Raw genomic sequence first — 18000 nt, 5'->3', positions numbered from 1 at the left:
GTATTACTGATCGCCACCCCCGGACGGAACCCGTATTCGCCGTCCAGTTCACGGTGTGTATGCCCGATTACGATGCGCTCATGCCCGTTATCCGGATCGTTCGCCGTACGTCCGCACCGGCCGCCGAGGCATGGTCGAGGCTCACCGACTGGGAGCGCCACGGCGCACAGGTCCCCCTCACGCGGACGATCATCGAGACAGCTCCCCCCACGCACGCCGGAACGATCTTCACAGCCCGCACGGGTGTGGGCAGGATCACATTCGACGACCGGATAGAGGTCGTCGTCTGGCGCCCGCCCGCCGAGGGCTCGCCGGGACTCGTCCGGCTGGAGAAGCGCGGCCGGACGGTGACGGGCTGGGCGGAGATCGAGATCCGCCCCCTGCCCACGGGCGGTTCGGAGGTCCACTGGCGCGAGGAACTGCGCCTGCGCGGCCTCCCCCGCGCCCTGGACCCCGCGGTCGCCGCGGCGGGCCGCCTCCTCTTCGGCCGCGCCATCACCCGCCTGCTGCGCCGCTGAGCGTGCTGGTTAGTGTTCCGTGATCACCGCGCAGGTGATCACGGGACGAACGAGGAGAGATCCGTGGCCACTCCGCCACCGCCGCAGCAGGCTCCCGGTCCGCACGGCCCGGCCGGGGGGCCCGTGTTCACCGGCCCGCAGCAGCCGTACGGCGCGTACGGCACCCACCCGCAGCCCGGCCGCTACGGGTGCAGCCTGTGCGGGGCCTGGCCGGCCGCGCCCGCCACCGTACGGGGCCACCAGGGCATGGTCGTGCTGGCGCGGTTCCTGAGCCGCCGCGGCCCCTTCTGCCGGGACTGCGGCCTCGCCACCTACCGCGGGATGTCGTCGGACACCCTGTGGCAGGGCTGGTGGAGCCCGCTGTCCCTCTTCGTCACGCCCGTGACCCTGCTCATGAACCTCGGCCCGCGCGCGGCCTTCCGCAGGCTCGCTCCCCCGTCCGGCGGCTTCCGCCCGCCCCTCGACCCGGGCAAGCCGCTGTGGCGCCGCCCCCCGGCCCTGCTCGTCCTGGCGCCGATCGCCCTCGTGGCCCTCGCGATCCCCACGCTCGTCGTACTGGGCCTGCTGGCCGGGGACGACGAGCCGACGAGGCTGAGCGTCGGCCAGTGCGTACGGGACGTGGCCAAGGGCTCCGGGCAGACGCTGCTCGTGGAGCCCTGCAACTCGCCGGACGCGGAGTACCGCGTCACCCGCCACCTCGGGCCCGGCACCACCTGCGCGGACGGTGAGCTCTACGCCTACCCCGAGTACGGCCCCGGCGGTACGACCACGAGCTGCCTGGCTCCCCTGCGCTGAAGCACCGGTGCGGGCGGGCCGGCGGCCCGGTGGGCGCCCGTACGCCCCGATACCGAGCGGATCCGCAGCCCACAGGACCCGTCCGGCCCGTCGGCGCGGAGCCGCACCCCGCCCCCGACACGGACGAGCCGGGCCCGACGGGCGCGCGGACGCGCAGGCAGGGCGCGGAGCGCAGGACCGCAGAACCCGTCCGGCCCCGCGCTAGCGGATCGGCATGCCGGAGATCGTGCGGGCGATCACCAGCCGCTGGATCTCGCTGGTGCCCTCGAAGATGGTGTAGATCGCGCTGTCCCGGTGCATCCGCTCGACCGGGTACTCACGGGTGAAGCCGTTCCCGCCGAGGATCTGGACGGCCTGGGCGGTGACCTTCTGGGCGACCTCGCTCGCGAAGAGCTTGGACATCGAGCCCTCGGCCGATTCGAACGGCCGGCCCGCGACCGCCATCCAGGACGCCCGCCACACCAGCAGCCGGGCTGCGTCGATCTGCGTGCGCATGTCGGCGAGCTGGAAGGCCACGCCCTGGTTGTCGATGATCGGGCGGCCGAACTGCGTACGGGTCTTCGCGTAGTCGAGCGCGACCTCGTACGCGGCGCGCGCGGTGCCCACGGCCATCGCTCCGACGGCCGGCCGGGAGGCCTCGAAGGTGGCCATGGCCGCGTTCTTGACCCGCTCGCCCCCGCCGCTGCGGGCGCGCTCGCGGGACCGGGCGAGGCGCTCGTCCAGCTTCTCCTTGCCGCCGAGCAGGCAGGTGCCGGGGATGCGTACGTCCTCCAGGACCACCTCGGCGGTGTGCGAGGCGCGGATGCCGTGCTTCTTGAACTTCTGCCCCTGCGACAGCCCGGGGGTGCCGGGCGGCACGATGAAGGAGGCGTGGCCCTTGGTGCCCAGCTCGGGGTCGACGACGGCCACGACGATGTGCACGTTGGCGATGCCGCCGTTGGTGGCCCAGGTCTTGGTGCCGTTGAGGACCCATTCGTCCTTGGCCTGGTCGTAGACCGCCCGGGTGCGCATGGAGCCGACGTCCGAGCCGGCGTCCGGCTCGGAGGAGCAGAAGGCGGCGACCTTGACGTCGTCGGGGGTGCCGTACATCTGCGGGATCCAGGTACCGATCTGCTCCTCGGTGCCGTTGGCGACGACTCCGATCGCCGCGAGCCCGGTGCCGACGATGGACAGCGCGATGCCCGCGTCGCCCCAGAAGAGCTCCTCCATGGCCATCGGGATGCCGAGGCCGGTCGGGTCGAAGAACTGCTGGGCGTAGAAGTCCAGCGAGTAGATGCCGACCTTGGCGGCCTCCTGGATGACGGGCCACGGAGTCTCTTCGCGCTCGTCCCATTCCGCGGCGGCGGGTCGCATCACATCGGCCGCGAAGCCGTGGATCCAGTCCCGCACCTGCTTCTGGTCCTCGTTCAGCTCCATGGTGAACTCCGCCATGTCCCCTCCACCTGTCCGTACTCGTCGCTCCGGAGGTTACTAGCGGTAACCTACGTGGGGACCACAGTCTGTTACCGGCGAGTAAGCACTGTCAAGCACGGACGATGCCGCCGCCGGACCTCAGGTCGTGTCCGCTGATTCGATCGCCGGGGTGCCATGGGTGTTACGTTGCGTGGGCGTCAGGCACATCGCAAGGGCGGGGAGAGAACACGTCATGGAGACCACGCAGCAGACCGGCGAACCGGGAGCGGCCGAACGCCGCCGGCGGGAGCTGCTCGAAGCCGCCGACCGGGTCGTGCTCAGGGACGGCCCCAAGGCCTCCATGAACGCCATCGCGGCCGAGGCCGGCATCACCAAACCCATCCTCTACCGGCACTTCGGGGACAAGGCGGGCCTCTACCAGGCGCTCGCCGTCCGGCACACCGACGCCCTGCTCGACTCGCTGCGGGCCGCGCTCGACGCCCCGGCCGAACGCCGCCGGCGGGTGGAGGCGACCCTTGACACCTACCTGGCCGCCATCGAGGCCCGCCCGCAGGTCTACCGCTTCCTGATGCACCCGGCCGAGGACTCCCACACCGCCGAACGCGGCTTCGACGTCGGCCTGCACTCCGCGCCGCTGCTGCGCAGGCTCGGCGAGGAGCTGGCCCAGGTGATCAGCGAGCGGGTCGACCTCGGCCCCGCCGGAGAACAGCTGGCCCGCGTCTGGGGCCACGGCATCGTCGGCATGATGCACGCGGCCGGCGACTGGTGGCTGGGCGAGCGCCCCTGCGAACGCGCGGAACTGGTCGAGGGCCTCACCGACCTCCTCTGGGGCCGCCTCGCCACCGCCGGCAACCGCGTGGACGGCCCCGGCTTCTGACCCCCATCCCGGCCCTGCCGCGCAAGCCCAGCCCCGCCGGCGTTTGAGGCGCGGGGTCGGGCTCTGCCCGGACCCGCGCCTCGGACGACGGCAAGGCTGGACTTGCGCGGCCCCGGCCGAAGAAGCGAGCGGGTCAGCCGACGAGGCCGGACGGACGCGGGTGCAGCCCGGCGTGGCTGCCGGGCCCGGGCCTCCGCTCCCCACGCCGGCTAGGGCCTGTACCGAGTTGCCCCGCGGCGTCGCGACGCCCGGCACGCACCCTCGGCGCACGAGCCACATGCCCTAGTAGCTCCGCTACGACGGCGCTCCGGGGCTCCAAGGGGCCTTGCGGATCGCCCGCCGCAGGCGCCGGGCCCGCATCCCCGTCACGCGGTCCGCGTACACCGTCCCGTCGAGGTGGTCGCACTCGTGCTGGAGGCAGCGCGCGAAGAAGCCCGTACCGGCGATCCGCACCGGGGCACCGTCCGACGTGACCCCCTCCACGACCGCGTGGTCGAAGCGGACCGTGCCCGCCTCCAGCCCCGGCAGGGACAGGCAGCCCTCGGGCCCGAGGAACTCGTCCCCGTCGGCCGCCACCAGACGGGGGTTGACGATGTGTCCGACGTGTCGTACGTCTTCGTCATCGGGGCAGTCGTAGACGAACACCCGCTGGGCGACGCCGATCTGGTTCGCGGCCAGGCCGACGCCCTCGGCGGCGTACATCGTCGCGAACATGTCCTCGATGAGGCGGTCGAGGCCCGGCCCGAACTCGGTGACCTCCGGGCAGGGCGAGTGGAGCACCGGATCACCCAGCAGGCTCATGGTGCGGACGAGGCCGGTGGTACCGGGGATGGGGCGCTGTCGCATGGCCGCAAGCCTACGACGGGCGACTATATGAGGAGATCCGCGGCGGGGCGGGGGGCGCCGCGGTCAAGGCTCCGGCCGGTACTGGATAGGCTGGGGCCGACCGACGCTAGGAGGACAAGGGACGATGGCAGGCAACACGGAGCCGCTTTCGCCGCGGGCCAAGCTGGCCGTGACGGCGGGCAAGGCCGCGGCGGCGGTGTCGCGGGCCGCGGGACGCGGAAGCGGATCGGTGATCGGAGGCAAGGTCGCACTCAGGCTCGACCCCGATCTTCTCGCCGCGCTGGCGCAACACCTCGACGTCGTCCTCGTCTCCGCGACGAACGGCAAGACCACGACGACCCGGCTGATCGCCGAGGCCCTGCGGGCCAGCGGCCCCGTCGTCTCCAACGCCCTCGGGGCCAACATGCCGGCGGGCATCACCTCGGCCCTCGCGGGCGGCTCGGACGCCAAGTACGGCGTCATCGAGGTCGACGAGAAGTACCTCGCCGGAGTGGCCCGGGACGTCACCCCCAAGGTGATCGCCCTGCTCAACCTCTCCCGCGACCAGCTGGACCGCGCCGCCGAGACCCGCATGCTCGCGGAGAAGTGGCGTGAGGGCCTCCAGGGGTCCAAGGCGGTCATCGTCGCGAACTGCGACGACCCGCTGATCGTCTGGTCCGCCTCCTCCTCCCAGAACGTGGTGTGGGTCGCGGCCGGCCAGGAGTGGAAGGACGACGCCTGGTCGTGCCCCTCCTGCGGCGGTGTCATGCAGCGCCCGGGCGACGACTGGTTCTGCGGCGAGTGCGGCTTCCGGCGCCCGACCCCGACCTGGGTGCTCTCCGGCGACCACGTGCTGGACCCGCACGGTTCGGCCTGGCCGATCCACCTCCAGCTACCCGGCCGCGCCAACAAGGCCAACGCCGCCACCTCGGCCGCCGTGGCCGCCGTCTTCGGCGTCCCGCCGCAGGTCGCGCTGGAGCGGATGTACCAGGTGCAGGCCGTCGCCGGCCGCTACGACGTGGTCACCTTCCAGGGCCGTGAGCTGCGACTGCTGCTCGCGAAGAACCCGGCGGGCTGGCTCGAAACGTTTTCGCTGATCGACCCGCCGCCGACCCCGGTGATCCTCTCCGTGAACGCGCGCGGCGCCGACGGAACCGACACCTCCTGGCTGTGGGACGTCGACTACCCGCGCCTGGCCGGCCACCCGATCTTCGTGATCGGCGACCGCAAGCTGGACCTCGCGGTCCGCCTGGAGGTCGCGGGCCTGGACTTCCGGGTGTGCGAGACCCTCGACGAGGCCGTACAGCTCGCGCCGCCCGGGCAGATCGAGCTGATCGCCAACTACACCGCCTTCCAGGACGTGCGCCGCCGCGTCGGCAACTAGTACTCATACCCCCAGAGGACACAAGAGCATGAGCGACAACAGCCTGCGTCTGGTGTGGGTCTACCCCGACCTGCTCAGCACGTACGGAGACCAGGGCAACGCCCTCGTCGTGGAGCGCCGGGCCCGCCAGCGCGGCCTGGACGTGCAGCGCGTGGACGTGCGCAGCGACCAGCCCATCCCCACCTCGGGCGACATCTACCTGATCGGCGGCGGCGAGGACCGTCCGCAGCGCCTGGCCGCGGAGCGGCTGCTGCGCGACGGCGGTCTGGAGCGGGCCGTCTCGAACGGGGCGATCGTCTTCTCCGTCTGCGCCGGCTACCAGATCCTCGGCAAGGAGTTCGTCAACGACCAGGGCCGGCGCCAGGAGGGCCTCGGCCTGCTGGACGTCGTCACCCTGCGCGGTGAGGGCGAGCGCTGCGTCGGCGACGTCCTCGGCGACATCGACCCGCGTCTGGGCCTGCCGCAGCTGACGGGCTTCGAGAACCACCAGGGCGTCACGCACCTCGGCCCGACGGCGAAGCCGTTCGCCCGGGTGACCATGGGCCGCGGCAACGGCACCGGCGACGGCACCGAAGGCGCGTACAACGACACGGTGTTCGGCACCTACATGCACGGTCCCGTGATGGCCCGCAACCCGCACATCGCGGACCTGCTGCTGAAGCTGGCCCTCGACGTGAACGCGCTGCCGGCCATAGACGACCGGTGGTACGAGGCACTGCGCGCGGAGCGCATCGCGGCGGCGACGCAGCCCGCGTAGCACCCGCCCGGAACCGCTCATCAGGGCGGCCCCCGCATCATGTGTTCGGCCCGGTTTTCCCTAGGGGGAACCGGGCCGACGTCGTTTTGCACGACGATCACGACCAGCATGTGGAGGATGGTTCAGGGCACCTCCAAACCGCTTGTAGGGTGGCCGTAGTTCCAACCGGACGACGTGGTCCGGTCGTCGGCCCACGTTGCAAAGGTCTCTTCTGCCATGCGCATAGGTGTGCTCACTTCCGGTGGCGACTGCCCCGGCCTCAACGCCGTCATCCGCTCCGTCGTGCACCGCGCCGTCGTCGACCACGGTGACGAGGTGATCGGCTTCCACGACGGCTGGAAGGGCCTGCTGGAGGCGGACTACCGCAAGCTCGACCTCGATGCCGTCGCCGGCATCCTCGCCCGCGGCGGCACCATCCTCGGCTCCTCCCGGGTCCAGCCCGCGCACCTGCGCGACGGTGTCGAGCGTGCCCGCGGGCACGTCGCGGACCTCGGCCTCGACGCGATCATCCCGATCGGCGGCGAGGGCACCCTGAAGGCTGCGAACCTGCTCTCCGAGGCCGGTCTGCCGATCGTGGGCGTCCCGAAGACCATCGACAACGACATCGCCTCCACCGACGTCACCTTCGGCTTCGACACCGCCGTCGGGGTCGCCACGGAGGCGCTCGACCGGCTGAAGACGACCGCCGAGTCCCACCAGCGCGTGATGGTCGTCGAGGTCATGGGCCGCCACACCGGCTGGATCGCCCTGCACTCGGGCATGGCGGCGGGCGCGCACGCGATCGTCGTTCCGGAGCGGCCCTTCGACATCGACGAGCTGACGGCGATCGTCGGCGAGCGGTTCTCGGCGGGCAAGCGGTTCGCGATCGTCGTGGTCGCGGAGGGCGCCAAGCCGAAGCCCGGCTCGATGGCCTTCGAGGAGCGCGGCAAGGACATCTACGGCCACGAGCGGTTCGCCGGCATCGGCAACCTGCTGGCCGCCGAGCTGGAGAACCGCCTGGGCAAGGAGGCCCGGCCGGTGATCCTGGGCCACGTCCAGCGCGGCGGCACGCCCACCGCGTACGACCGGGTCCTCGCCACCCGTTTCGGCTGGCACGCGGTGGAGGCGGCGCACCGGGGCGAGTTCGGCATGCTGACCGCGCTGCGCGGCACGGACGTCGTGATGGTGCCGCTCGCCGAGGCGACCTCGACCCTGAAGACGGTCCCGGCCGAGCGCTACGACGAGGCCCAGACGGTTCTCTGACGTTCCTCTGACGCTTCTTCGCCGTTCTCCGCTGTTCCCGGCTGTACTCCGGCGCCCCTTTCGGACGCCCTTTTTGTCCTGGGCCGCCCCCGCGCGCACGAGCGTGCGGGGGCGGCACTACTGTGGTGGGGCAGCACAGTCAAGGGAGTGAACAGATGGATCACAGCGGGCACGGCATGGACATGAACATGGACTTGCCGCCGTTCACTCTCGGGCGCGGGCTGGAGTTCTCCTTCGACGCCTTCTTCCTGTTCGGCTCGCTGCTGGGGCTCGCCCTGTACGGGTGGGGCGTGCTGCGGCTGCGCCGGCGCGGGGACTCCTGGCCGCTGGGCCGGACCATCGCGTTCACCGTGGGCGTGCTGACCGTGATCCTGGTGATGTGCACCAAGCTGAACGACTACGGCATGGTCATGTTCAGCGTGCACATGGTCCAGCACATGGTGATCAGCATGATCACCCCGATCCTGGTGCTGCTGGGCGCCCCGGTGACGCTGGCGCTGCGCGCGCTCCCGCCCGCCGGCCGCGGCCGCAAGGGACCGCGCGAGCTCCTGCTGGCGCTGCTGCACAGCCGGTACATGAGGGTGATCACCCATCCGGCTTTCACGATCCCGATGTTCATCGCCAGCCTCTACGCGCTGTACTTCACCCCGCTCTTCGACTTCCTGATGGAGAGCCGCACCGGGCACATCGCGATGATGGTCCACTTCTTCGCCGTCGGCCTGATCTTCTTCTGGCCGATCATGGGCATCGACCCCGGTCCGCACCGTCCGGGCTACGTCATGCGGATGCTGGAGCTCTTCGCGGGCATGCCCTTCCACGCCTTCTTCGGCATCGCCCTGATGATGGCGAGCCAGCCGATGATCAAGACGTACGCGAACCCGCCGGCCTCCCTCGGCATCGATCCGCTGCTCGACCAGCAGTGGGGCGGCGGCATCGCCTGGGCGTTCAGCGAGATCCCCTCGGTGCTGGTCCTGATCGCCCTGATCTACCAGTGGTACCACTCCGAGCAGCGGGCCGCGAAGCGCTCCGACCGGGCGGCCGACCGCAACGGCGACCAGGAGCTGGAGGCGTACAACGCGTATCTCGCCTCGCTCCAAGCGCGTGGCCAGTAGCGGAACCCCGCATCCGCGCGCCACCATGGGGCATGACCGGATCCGTTAAGGCGATGGCAGTCATGACCTTCGCCGCACTGGTGGCCGTCGCCACGTACTCCGTGGTCCTCGGGAGCAACGGCTGGCTGTGGTTCGGCTGGGTGGTCCTGGGGCTGCTGACGGCGGGGATGGCCGCCTCCCGCAGTACCTGAGGAAGGTCCTCACCGCCCCCTGCGCCCCGCGCCTCACCGTCCGTAGACTGGCCGTGACAACGGGATACCCACAGGAGCGGCCTGGTGTTCTACCACTTGCTCAAGCACGTGTTCCTCGGACCCCTGCTGCGGCTGCTGTTCCGGCCGCGGATCGAGGGGCTGGAGAACATCCCGGCGGAGGGCGCGGCGATCGTCGCGGGCAATCACCTGTCGTTCTCCGACCATTTCCTGATGCCCGCGATCCTGGCGCGGCGGATCACCTTCCTGGCGAAGGCCGAGTACTTCACCGGCCCCGGGATCAAGGGCAGGCTCACCGCGGCGTTCTTCCGCAGCGCCGGGCAGATCCCCGTGGACCGGTCCGGCAAGAACGCCGGCCAGGCGGCCCTGCGCGAGGGGCTGGGCGTACTGGCCAAGGGCGAGCTGCTGGGCATCTACCCGGAGGGCACCCGCTCGCACGACGGCCGGCTCTACAAGGGCAAGGTGGGTGTGGCCGCCATGGCTCTCCGCGCGGGGGTGCCGGTCGTGCCCTGCGCGATGGTGGGCACCTTCGAGATCCAGCCGCCCGGGAAGAAGATCCCGAACATCCGGCGGGTGACGATCCGCTTCGGCGAGCCGCTGGACTTCTCCCGGTACGCCGGGATGGAGGGCGAGCGCGCCGTCCTGCGGGCGGTCACCGACGAGATCATGTACGAGATCCTCCGCCTGTCCGGTCAGGAGTACGTCGACCGGTACGCGGCCGAGGTGAAGGCCGAGGAGGAGGAAGCGCGGAAGGGGGCCCGGCGCACGACGCGCTGAGCCTTCTCCGGCTCCACGGATCGCGCGGGGAGGCCGACCGCAGTGGCGTCCAGAGAGCGGGCGCCCGTCGGGGGCGACAGGGCGACAGGGCCGGGTCGACTTCTCTGCCATCCCGATGGCCGGACAGGTGTGTACCGCCGAGTGGTGCCCGATGCGTCCCTCGGGTCAGCGGTCGTAGACCCGGCAGGCGGCATCGAGGACTGCGCGCAGCCGGAGGGCGTCCGCGGCCAGGGCTGTCACGAGGACGGCGGGCCCGGCCAGCGGGGTCGCGACGGCGTACTCCCCCAGCACCGCGGCCGGCGGCGGGTCCTGCACGAAGGCCGGGTCCACGACGAGGAGTTGGCCGACGGCCCGGTGTCCGGCCAGTCCCGCCGGGCCGTCCCAGCCGCCGGGAGCGCCGGGGCCGCAGGCCAGCTCCTGGTCCAGCACAGGCCGGCCGCCGTGGGTGACGGAGAGGCGGCTGCGCAGCAGACCGGGCGGCTCCCCGTGCCGCCCCAGCACCTGTTCCTCGCGCAGCAGCAGGCGTGCGGAAGGGGCGAGCCGGACGCGGGTGCGCACCCGCAGGTCGCTGCCGCGGACCGACACGAGCGGCTCCGGCAGCCATCGCACCGTAGCCCCGTCCTCCAGGTCCAGCTCCACGTCGTAACGCGCGGGCTCGCCGGCCCGGCCGGGCAGGGCCAGGGTGGCCGCCGCCGAGGCCAGGGCCAGGCGGGCGCCGGGCCCGGCGGTGGCGCGGACGGTGAGGTGGTCGCCGCCCAGCGGGGCGCTCATCGCACCGACGAGCACGACCCCGGCCTCGGCCTCCCGGCCGCGGGTGCGGCGCAGGGCGAGTGGGCCTTCCCCCGCGAGCAGGGGCAGCGCGGTCCCGCCCCGCCCGTCGGCCACGGCGTGGATGCGGGCGGTGGCCCGCACTCCCGTCGCGGGCGGCGGGGCGGGGGGCGCGGTGGTCACCGTGCGGCCCAGGCGGCGATCCGCTCGCGGACCCAGTCGGCGACCGGGGCCACGCCCTCGGGGCCGCGCAGCGACTGGAAGGCGACGGGCAGTGCGCCGCGCTGTTCGGCTGCGTCGCGGGCCATCCGGCCGAGGTCGGAGCCGACGTGGGGAGCGAGGTCGGTCTTGTTGACGATGAGGAGGTCGGCGGTGGTGACGCCGGGGCCGCCCTTGCGCGGGATGTCGTCGCCGCCGGCCACGTCGATGACGAAGATCTGGGCGTCGACGAGACCGCGGGAGAAGGTGGCGGTGAGGTTGTCCCCGCCGGACTCGACGAGGATCAGGTCGAGCGGGGCGTGCTCGCGGAAGGCGTCCTCCAGTTCCTCGACGGCTTCGAGGTTGGCGGAGATGTCGTCGCGGATGGCGGTGTGCGGGCAGGCTCCGGTCTCGACGGCGGTGATCCGCTCCGGCGGCAGAACGGCCTCGCGGAGCAGGAACTCTGCGTCCTCGCGGGTGTAGATGTCGTTGGTGACCACCGCCATGGACAGGTCGGTACGCAGGGCACGGCACAGGGCGGCGACGGTGGCGGTCTTGCCGGAGCCGACGGGTCCGCCGAGTCCGATGCGCAGGGCGCGCCGGGTGCCGTCGGCGCGCAGCGGTGCGGCGCTGTGGGTGTGCCGGTGGGGTTGCGCGACGGCGTGGTCGAGGTGCATGGGGGTGCTCCCGGGGGTCGAAGGGTGCGGTGGCGTGGTCAGGAGGCGAACAGGCGTACCGGCCAGCCGGCATGGACCTCCGCCGCGATCTCCAGCAGGGGCGAGGAGGCCGCGGGCAGGGCCCCGGTGCCGTCCAGCAGCGCCTGGTGCGCGGCCCCGGCGGCCCGGGCCGCGACGGAGTCGAGCTCGGGGGCGAGCCGGGCCAGTACCCCGCTCGCTTCGAAGGGGTCCAGGCCGAGCAGTCGCACGGTGGCGGTCGCCGGTCCGCCGACGCTCTCGTACGCCGCCACGTGCGCGGCGCCCTGCGGCCCGAGCCCGGCCGCCCGGGCGGTGAGGCCGAGCACCACGGGCTGGTGGGCGCCGCGCGGGAACGCGGCGGCGAGCTGTTCCAGTCCGGGGTCGGGCCAGGTGGCCCGTGCGGCCCGCAGCAGCTGGCGGCCCAGTCGCCGCGCCGCGGTGCGCAGCGCGGGCGACGGGGTGCGGGCGTCGGCTGCGGCGTCGAGTACGGCCGGGTCGAGCCCGAGGGCTGCCGCGGCGGCGAGGGCCGCCGCGGTGAGCCCGGCGGTGTGCAGCCGGCCCCGGCAGAAGTCCTCCAGGGTGGCCGCGTCGTGGATCCGGCCCGCCTTGCAGGCGGCCTCGGCCCCGCCGGAGTGGGCGTGGCCCCCGGCGGGGAAGCGGCCGTCCCCGAGGACGAGGAGCGCGGCGAGGCTCATGCGGCGGGCCCCATCAGAAGAGGAAGTAGCGCTGGGCCATGGGGAGTTCCGCTGCGGGGGCGGGCTCCACCGCCTCGCCGTCGATGGTGACGGTGAAGGTGTCGGCGTCGACCTCGACCCGCGGCATGGCGTCGTTGTTGCGCATGTCCGCCTTGGTCACCTTGCGTGTGGTCTCGATGGCGGCGAACCGCTTGCCGAGTCCGAGCCGTTCGGGCAGGCCGTCGTCGAGTGCGGCCTGTGCGGTGAAGTTCAGCGAGTTCAGGCCGGGCGCGCGGCCGAGGCTGGCGAACATCGGGCGGGGCAGGACGGGCTGCGGGGTGGGGATGGAGGCGTTGGCGTCGCCCATCTGCGCGTAGGCGATCTGGCCGCCCTTGATGACGAGTTCGGGTTTGACCCCGAAGAAGGCCGGGTTCCACAGGACCAGGTCGGCGAGTTTGCCGGTCTCGACCGAACCGACGTCGCGGGCGATGCCCTGGGCCACGGCCGGGTTGATCGTGTACTTGGCGACGTAGCGGCGGGCCCGGTGGTTGTCGGCGGGTCCGTCGCCGGGGAGGTAGCCGCGCCGCCGCTTCATCACGTGGGCGGTCTGCCAGGTGCGCAGCACCACCTCGCCGACGCGGCCCATGGCCTGGGAGTCGGAGGAGATGATGGAGATGGCGCCGAGGTCGTGCAGGACGTCCTCGGCGGCGATGGTCGAGGGCCGGATGCGGGATTCGGCGAAGGCGAGGTCCTCGGGGACGGCGGGGTTGAGGTGGTGGCAGACCATGAGCATGTCGAGGTGTTCCTCGACGGTGTTGACGGTGTGCGGCCGGGTGGGGTTGGTGGAACTGGGCAGGATGTTCGGCTCGGAGACCACGGTGATGATGTCGGGTGCGTGCCCGCCGCCGGCGCCCTCGGTGTGGTACGAGTGGATGGTCCGCCCGGCGATGGCCGCGAGGGTGTCGGCGACGAAGCCGGCCTCGTTGAGGGTGTCGGTGTGGATGGCGACCTGGGCGCCGGTCTCGTCGCAGACGCTCAGGCAGGCGTCGATGGCGGCGGGGGTGGCACCCCAGTCCTCGTGGATCTTGAATCCGATTGCTCCGCCGCGCAGTTGGGAGTGCATGGCCTCGCGGGAGGTGGTGTTGCCCTTGCCGAGGAGGCCGATGTTGACCGGGTAGGCCTCCAGCGCCGCGAACATCCGGGCCAGGTGCCAGGGCCCGGGGGTGACGGTGGTGGCCTTGGTGCCCTCGGCGGGTCCGGTACCGCCGCCGACCAGGGTGGTGATCCCGGAGGCGAGGGCCTCGTCGACGACCGTCGGGGAGATGAAGTGCACGTGGGCGTCGATGGCGCCGGCGGTGACGATCTTGCCGTTGCCCGCGATGATCTCGGTCTCGGGGCCGATGACGAGGGCGGGGTCCACCCCGTCCATGGTGTCGGGGTTGCCGGCCTTGCCGATGCCGCAGATCCGGCCGTCGCGGATGCCGAGGTCGGCCTTGACGATTCCCCAGTGGTCGAGGATCACGACTCCGGTGATCACGGTGTCGGGTGCGCCTTCGGCCCGGGTGGTGCGGGCCTGGCCCATGGACTCGCGGATCACCTTGCCGCCGCCGAAGACGGCTTCGTCGCCGGAGCGGCCGGGGCCGCCGCCGAGGTCCTGCTCGATCTCGACGAAGAGGTCGGTGTCGGCGAGCCGGATCCGGTCCCCGGCCGTCGGCCCGAAGAGGTCGGCGTACACCTGGCGGGAGATCTCAGCCATCGAGCGGCCCTCCGGTCTCCCCGCGCAGTCCGGGTACGGTCCGCAGTCCTGCCAGCGGGACCAGTTCCACCGACGCCGGGATACCCGGCTCGAAGCGGACGGCGGTGCCGGCGGCGATGTTGAGCCGGAGCCCGTGGGCCGCGGCGCGGTCGAAGTCGAGGCCGGGGTTGGCTTCGGCGAAGTGGTAGTGGGAGCCGACCTGGACGGGCCGGTCGGCGCAGTTGAGCACGGTGAGACGGGTGACGGGTCGGCCCTCGTTGAGGAGCACCGGGCCCTCCCCGAAGGCGATTTCGCCGGGGATCATGCGGGGGTACTCCTTGTCAGACGATGGGGTCGTGGACCGTGACGAGTTTGGTGCCGTCCGGGAAGGTCGCCTCGACCTGCACGTCGTGGATCATCTCGGGGATCCCCTCCATGACCTCCGCGCGGCTCAGCACGGTGCGGCCGGAGGCCATCAGCTCGGCCACCGTCCGGCCGTCGCGGGCGCCTTCGAGGATGTGCGAGGTGATCAGCGCCACCGCCTCGGGGTGGTTGAGGCGTACTCCGCGCCCCCTCCGCTTCTCGGCCACGTCCGCGGCCACGTGGATGAGCAGTCGCTCCTGTTCGTGCGGTGTCAGTTGCACTCGTATTCACCAAGCTTCCGGGACAGGATCGACTTCGCGCCGAGGCGACCCTAGCGGCCATCAACACTTTGTTGACCTGCACGTTTCCGACCCAAGCGTCTTTGCCCCGACGCAGGGGAAGGCTTTCCGTTCCGCCCACCGCGGCTTTACCGGCCCATGGGTGATCATTGGCGGTGGCACGTGACCGCCACGTTAAGGGCGGGATTTTTCCACCGGGTTAACCCACGTTTCGGGCAGGCACCCGTTTCGGGCCCGCCACCCGCCGGCTCCCGCTTCCGTATACGGATCGGCGGCGCTCGCGGCGGTCAGCAGCCCCCGGCGGCCGCGGCCGGCGCCCCCGCGGTCCAGGGCAGCGCGATCCACACCGTCTTGCCGCCGTCCTCGGTGGGCGTGACCGAGAGCCGGCCGCCGGCCTCCGCGGCGAGCCAGCGGATGATGACCATGCCCCGGCCGTTGTCCTGCTGGACGGCGGCGGGGAGCCGGCGGGGCCAGCGCGGGTGACTGTCGGTCACCCCGACCCGGAGCCACTCCTCGCGCTCCAGACGGATGTCGACGGTGAAGGTGGGCGACTGGCCGAAAGTGTGCTGTACGGCGTTGGTGGCGAGCTCCGAGACGATCAGCCGGACGCTGTCGGCGGTCTCGGCGTCACCGGGCAGTCCCCACTCGCCCAGCACCTCCGCGACATAGCGGCGGGCAGCGGCCACCGAGGCGGGTTCGCTCGGCAGAGTGACGGATGCTTCCTGGTGGTCTGCCATGGCGACGTCCCTTTCCCACCGGAGCGGGAAAGCCCCGGATCTGTGCTGGACGCCAGAGTGCCACCCATCGTGCCGCCACATCTGCCTTTCCCCAAAGATATGCATATATCTGTCGCCCGATGCGGTGAACTCTGCTACGGAATAGCGTATTTGGACGGCAGACTGGTGCGAGCTGTGCCGGTGTAAGGAGGCGGGTGTGCAGCACGGTCCCGCGGTGCGTCGGCGCAAGCTCGGCGAGGAACTGCGTGCCCTGCGCGACCGGTCCGGACTCACCAGTGGTGAGGCCGCCCGGATCGTGGGATGGCACCAGTCGAAAATCAGCCGTATCGAGACGGGTCGCAGCGGCGTGAAACCGGAGGACATCCGGCTGCTCCTCGACGCCTACGGGGAGTTCGTGAGCCCGGAGCAGCGAGCCCTCCTGGAGGCCCTCTCCGCCTCGGCCGCCGGTCCCGGGCCGGGCGGCGACACCGGGCGGGGGCGCCAGTGGTGGCACGACTACCGCGGGCTGCTGCCGCAGGAGTACCGCGACTTCATCAGCCTGGAGGCGGGCGCCCGGTCGGCCCGTACGGTGGAACTGTCCGTGGTGCCCGGACTGTTGCAGACTCCCGAGTACGCGCGTGCCGTGACCCGGGCCGCGCTCGGCGGGCTTCCGGAACCGAAGGTGGACGCGCTGGTCGACGTACGGCTGGCCCGGCAGTCGGTGCTGCGGGCCGATCCGCCGCTGGAGCTGAGCGCGGTGCTGGACGAGGCGGTGCTGCGCCGGCAGATCGGCGGGCCCGGGGTGATGGCGGAGCAGCTGCGGCATCTGGCCAGGGTGGCGCGACTCCCCCAAGTGAGCCTCCAGGTACTGCCGTTCAGCGTGGGCGGCCATCTCGGCCTCACCGGACCGTTCGTCATCTTCTCATTTACGAACATCGCCGATCTGGATGTGGTGGTACTCGACCATTTGACGAGTAGCCTCTATCTGGAGCGGAAGGAAGACCTAGAGGCGTACGGCGCCGCGTTCCGCACCATCCAGGCGCACGCCCTCCCGCCCCAGGACTCGTCGGAACTCATCAGCTCACTCGCTGACGACGCGTAGAGGAGGCACCCCCGTGTCCGCAACCCCCTTAAGCACCAGCGGACTTCTGATCAGAGCTGCGCGGTGGCGGCGAAGCAGCCGCAGCACCGGGATGAACAACTGCGTGGAAGCGGCCGTCCTCGGCGACGGTCTGCTGGCCGTCCGCGACTCCAAGCGGACGGACGGCCCGGCCGTGCTCCTCACCGGGCCGGCCTGGGACGGCTTCCTCGCCTCCGTACGGGCGGACGCGCACGCGTCCTAGCGGTCCGTGGCCCCGGCGGGCGCGGTCGCGATGATCACCTCGACCGCCCGATCGATCTCGTCCCCCGTGAGGTCGGCCCGGGCGGTCAGCCGCAGCCGGGAGATGCCGTCCGGCACCGACGGCGGGCGGAAGCAGCCCACGGACAGACCTGCCTCGCGGCAGTCGGCGGCCCAGCGCAGTGCCGCCGATGCCGACGGGGCCCGTACCGACACCACGGCCGCGTCCGGCCGGGCCGCGGTCAGGCCGGACGCGGTGAGCCGCCCGTACAGCCGGTCGGCCACCTCGCGGGCGCGGCCGGCGCGCTCCGGTTCCCGCCGGAGCAGGCGCAGGCTCGCGAGCGCCGCGCCCGCGGCGGCCGGGGCCAGTCCGGTGTCGAAGATGAAGGTGCGCGCGGTGTTGACCAGGTGCCTGATCACCTTGGCCGGGCCGAGCACGGCACCGCCCTGGCTGCCCAGCGACTTCGACAGGGTCAGGGTGGCGACCACGTGCGGCGCGCCGGCGAGCCCGGCGGCGTGCAGCGCGCCCCGGCCCCCCTTGCCCAGCACGCCCAGTCCGTGGGCGTCGTCCACGAGCAGGGCCGCGCCCTCGTCGCGGCAGGCGGCGGCGTATCCGGCGAGCGGGGCGGCGTCGCCGTCGACGGAGAACACCGAGTCGCTGACCAGCAGGGCCCGGCCCTCGTGCGCGGCGAGCGCCTTGCGCGCGGCGTCCGGGTCGGAGTGCGGGACCACCGCGGTCCCGGCGCGCGAGAGCCTGCAGCCGTCGACGATGGAGGCGTGGTTGCCGGCGTCGGAGACGACGAGCGTGCCCCAGTCGCTGAGTGCCGTGACGGCCGCGAGGTTGGCCGCGTATCCGGAGGACAGCACCAGCGCGGCCTCGAAGCCGCAGAAGGCGGCGAGCTCCCGCTCCAGTTCCGCGTGCAGTTCTGTGGTGCCGGTGACGAGACGGGAGCCGGTGGCTCCGGCGCCCCAGCACTCGGCCGCCTCGCGGGCCCCCCGGATGGTCTCGGGGTGCCGGGACAGGCCGAGGTAGTCGTTGCTCGCGAGGTCCAGCAGCGTCGACACCGGCGGCCGGGGGCGCAGGGAGCGGACCAGTCCGGCCTGCTCCCGTGCACGCTCCGCGGCGTCGATCCAGGCGAAGACGTCCGCGGGGTCGGGGGTGTGCTGGGGCATCGGCGTGTCCTCGTGTTTTGTCGGCAGTCCACAGACCTGCCCGACCCTAGTCCCCGCGCCGTGTCCGCCAGGTGTGGTGATACACACACACCCATCCGGCCATGTTGTGCGATCTCTCCTTGGCCGGGATG

21 protein-coding genes are annotated in these 18000 nt (G+C 72.2%); 11 read left to right on the top strand and 10 right to left on the bottom strand.

Features of this window, described 5'->3' with window-relative positions; all coding sequences use genetic code 11:
* The first annotated feature begins 80 nt into the window (after positions 1-80).
* On the top strand, positions 81-518 hold the full coding sequence (locus ACFWFZ_RS23255; protein ID WP_387124712.1) for an SRPBCC family protein: 438 nt from the start codon (positions 81-83) through the stop codon (positions 516-518).
* A gap of 63 nt (positions 519-581) precedes the next feature.
* Positions 582-1313: a hypothetical protein gene (locus ACFWFZ_RS23250; protein ID WP_387124711.1), complete on the top strand. Its 732-nt coding sequence runs from the start codon at positions 582-584 to the stop codon at positions 1311-1313.
* 201 nt (positions 1314-1514) lie between these two features.
* Here the strand turns inward: ACFWFZ_RS23250 and ACFWFZ_RS23245 are convergent, their stop codons facing one another.
* The gene (locus ACFWFZ_RS23245; protein ID WP_387124710.1) at positions 1515-2744 is read right to left on the bottom strand and encodes an acyl-CoA dehydrogenase family protein; all 1230 of its coding nucleotides are present in this window, start codon (positions 2742-2744) and stop codon (positions 1515-1517) included.
* A 214-nt stretch (positions 2745-2958) separates the two neighbouring features.
* Between ACFWFZ_RS23245 and ACFWFZ_RS23240 the strand changes: the two genes are divergently transcribed.
* Positions 2959-3603 carry a TetR family transcriptional regulator gene (locus ACFWFZ_RS23240; RefSeq protein WP_387124709.1) on the top strand — a complete coding sequence of 215 codons (645 nt, stop codon included), beginning with the start codon at positions 2959-2961 and terminating at the stop codon, positions 3601-3603.
* 294 nt (positions 3604-3897) lie between these two features.
* Here the strand turns inward: ACFWFZ_RS23240 and def are convergent, their stop codons facing one another.
* Positions 3898-4449, bottom strand: a complete 552-nt coding sequence (gene def, locus ACFWFZ_RS23235) for a peptide deformylase (RefSeq protein ID WP_387124708.1) — start codon at positions 4447-4449, stop codon at positions 3898-3900.
* 124 nt (positions 4450-4573) lie between these two features.
* Here def and ACFWFZ_RS23230 point away from each other — a divergent pair, with 124 nt between their 5' ends.
* The 6 genes from ACFWFZ_RS23230 to ACFWFZ_RS23205 all read left to right on the top strand — a co-directional run bounded on the left by ACFWFZ_RS23230 (position 4574) and on the right by ACFWFZ_RS23205 (position 9909).
* Positions 4574-5812, top strand: a complete 1239-nt coding sequence (locus ACFWFZ_RS23230) for a MurT ligase domain-containing protein (protein ID WP_387124707.1) — start codon at positions 4574-4576, stop codon at positions 5810-5812.
* A gap of 28 nt (positions 5813-5840) precedes the next feature.
* On the top strand, positions 5841-6569 hold the full coding sequence (locus ACFWFZ_RS23225; RefSeq protein ID WP_387124706.1) for a type 1 glutamine amidotransferase: 729 nt from the start codon (positions 5841-5843) through the stop codon (positions 6567-6569).
* Positions 6570-6785: 216 nt separating this feature from the next.
* Entirely contained in the window at positions 6786-7811 is a 1026-nt protein-coding gene (locus ACFWFZ_RS23220; RefSeq protein WP_387124705.1) for a 6-phosphofructokinase, read from the top strand.
* Between the two features lie 155 nt (positions 7812-7966).
* Entirely contained in the window at positions 7967-8923 is a 957-nt protein-coding gene (locus ACFWFZ_RS23215; RefSeq protein ID WP_030820595.1) for a cytochrome c oxidase assembly protein, read from the top strand.
* Positions 8924-8955: 32 nt separating this feature from the next.
* Entirely contained in the window at positions 8956-9114 is a 159-nt protein-coding gene (locus ACFWFZ_RS23210; RefSeq protein WP_037929045.1) for a hypothetical protein, read from the top strand.
* Between the two features lie 84 nt (positions 9115-9198).
* Positions 9199-9909: a lysophospholipid acyltransferase family protein gene (locus ACFWFZ_RS23205; protein WP_387124703.1), complete on the top strand. Its 711-nt coding sequence runs from the start codon at positions 9199-9201 to the stop codon at positions 9907-9909.
* 165 nt (positions 9910-10074) lie between these two features.
* Here ACFWFZ_RS23205 and ACFWFZ_RS23200 read toward each other — a convergent pair whose 3' ends face one another.
* The 7 genes from ACFWFZ_RS23200 to ACFWFZ_RS23170 form a co-directional block, all read right to left on the bottom strand.
* On the bottom strand, positions 10075-10860 hold the full coding sequence (locus ACFWFZ_RS23200) for an urease accessory protein UreD (RefSeq protein ID WP_387124702.1): 786 nt from the start codon (positions 10858-10860) through the stop codon (positions 10075-10077).
* A complete protein-coding gene (gene ureG / locus ACFWFZ_RS23195; RefSeq protein WP_387124701.1) occupies positions 10857-11552 on the bottom strand; it encodes an urease accessory protein UreG in 696 nt (231 codons plus the stop codon). Before ureG ends, ACFWFZ_RS23200 begins: the two co-directional genes overlap by 4 nt.
* 38 nt (positions 11553-11590) lie before the next feature.
* Positions 11591-12265, bottom strand: a complete 675-nt coding sequence (locus ACFWFZ_RS23190; RefSeq protein WP_387124700.1) for an urease accessory protein UreF — start codon at positions 12263-12265, stop codon at positions 11591-11593.
* Between the two features lie 13 nt (positions 12266-12278).
* Complete coding sequence (locus ACFWFZ_RS23185; protein ID WP_387124699.1) at positions 12279-14000, bottom strand: urease subunit alpha; 1722 nt, start codon at positions 13998-14000, stop codon at positions 12279-12281.
* Positions 13993-14304 (bottom strand): urease subunit beta, encoded by a 312-nt coding sequence (locus ACFWFZ_RS23180; RefSeq protein ID WP_387124698.1) that lies wholly within the window; start codon positions 14302-14304, stop codon positions 13993-13995. The genes ACFWFZ_RS23185 and ACFWFZ_RS23180 overlap by 8 nt, the downstream gene beginning before the upstream one ends.
* A gap of 16 nt (positions 14305-14320) precedes the next feature.
* Entirely contained in the window at positions 14321-14623 is a 303-nt protein-coding gene (locus ACFWFZ_RS23175) for an urease subunit gamma (protein ID WP_387124697.1), read from the bottom strand.
* 305 nt (positions 14624-14928) lie between these two features.
* On the bottom strand, positions 14929-15378 hold the full coding sequence (locus ACFWFZ_RS23170) for an ATP-binding protein (RefSeq protein ID WP_387124696.1): 450 nt from the start codon (positions 15376-15378) through the stop codon (positions 14929-14931).
* Positions 15379-15574: 196 nt separating this feature from the next.
* Between ACFWFZ_RS23170 and ACFWFZ_RS23165 the strand changes: the two genes are divergently transcribed.
* Positions 15575-16459: a helix-turn-helix domain-containing protein gene (locus tag ACFWFZ_RS23165; RefSeq protein ID WP_387124695.1), complete on the top strand. Its 885-nt coding sequence runs from the start codon at positions 15575-15577 to the stop codon at positions 16457-16459.
* Positions 16460-16472: 13 nt separating this feature from the next.
* Complete coding sequence (locus ACFWFZ_RS23160; RefSeq protein WP_387124694.1) at positions 16473-16700, top strand: DUF397 domain-containing protein; 228 nt, start codon at positions 16473-16475, stop codon at positions 16698-16700.
* Here the strand turns inward: ACFWFZ_RS23160 and ACFWFZ_RS23155 are convergent.
* The gene (locus tag ACFWFZ_RS23155; RefSeq protein ID WP_387124693.1) at positions 16697-17869 is read right to left on the bottom strand and encodes an 8-amino-7-oxononanoate synthase; all 1173 of its coding nucleotides are present in this window, start codon (positions 17867-17869) and stop codon (positions 16697-16699) included. The two genes, ACFWFZ_RS23160 and ACFWFZ_RS23155, sit on opposite strands and share 4 nt — an antisense overlap.
* Positions 17870-18000 lie beyond the last annotated feature (131 nt).

The organism is Streptomyces sp. NPDC060232 (genome assembly GCF_042726555.1).
Taxonomy (GTDB): domain Bacteria; phylum Actinomycetota; class Actinomycetes; order Streptomycetales; family Streptomycetaceae; genus Streptomyces.
This window is presented reverse-complemented; position numbering and strand designations above follow the sequence as displayed.

Coding starts and splice junctions, on each gene's coding strand:
- ACFWFZ_RS23255 (WP_387124712.1), top strand. CDS start 81: ATGCCCGTTATCCGGATCGTTCGCCGTACGTCCGCACCGGCCGCCGAG.
- ACFWFZ_RS23245 (WP_387124710.1), bottom strand. CDS start 2,744: ATGGCGGAGTTCACCATGGAGCTGAACGAGGACCAGAAGCAGGTGCGG.
- ACFWFZ_RS23240 (WP_387124709.1), top strand. CDS start 2,959: ATGGAGACCACGCAGCAGACCGGCGAACCGGGAGCGGCCGAACGCCGC.
- def (WP_387124708.1), bottom strand. CDS start 4,449: ATGCGACAGCGCCCCATCCCCGGTACCACCGGCCTCGTCCGCACCATG.
- ACFWFZ_RS23230 (WP_387124707.1), top strand. CDS start 4,574: ATGGCAGGCAACACGGAGCCGCTTTCGCCGCGGGCCAAGCTGGCCGTG.
- ACFWFZ_RS23225 (WP_387124706.1), top strand. CDS start 5,841: ATGAGCGACAACAGCCTGCGTCTGGTGTGGGTCTACCCCGACCTGCTC.
- ACFWFZ_RS23220 (WP_387124705.1), top strand. CDS start 6,786: ATGCGCATAGGTGTGCTCACTTCCGGTGGCGACTGCCCCGGCCTCAAC.
- ACFWFZ_RS23215 (WP_030820595.1), top strand. CDS start 7,967: ATGGATCACAGCGGGCACGGCATGGACATGAACATGGACTTGCCGCCG.
- ACFWFZ_RS23210 (WP_037929045.1), top strand. CDS start 8,956: ATGACCGGATCCGTTAAGGCGATGGCAGTCATGACCTTCGCCGCACTG.
- ureG (WP_387124701.1), bottom strand. CDS start 11,552: ATGCACCTCGACCACGCCGTCGCGCAACCCCACCGGCACACCCACAGC.
- ACFWFZ_RS23190 (WP_387124700.1), bottom strand. CDS start 12,265: ATGAGCCTCGCCGCGCTCCTCGTCCTCGGGGACGGCCGCTTCCCCGCC.
- ACFWFZ_RS23185 (WP_387124699.1), bottom strand. CDS start 14,000: ATGGCTGAGATCTCCCGCCAGGTGTACGCCGACCTCTTCGGGCCGACG.
- ACFWFZ_RS23180 (WP_387124698.1), bottom strand. CDS start 14,304: ATGATCCCCGGCGAAATCGCCTTCGGGGAGGGCCCGGTGCTCCTCAAC.
- ACFWFZ_RS23170 (WP_387124696.1), bottom strand. CDS start 15,378: ATGGCAGACCACCAGGAAGCATCCGTCACTCTGCCGAGCGAACCCGCC.
- ACFWFZ_RS23155 (WP_387124693.1), bottom strand. CDS start 17,869: ATGCCCCAGCACACCCCCGACCCCGCGGACGTCTTCGCCTGGATCGAC.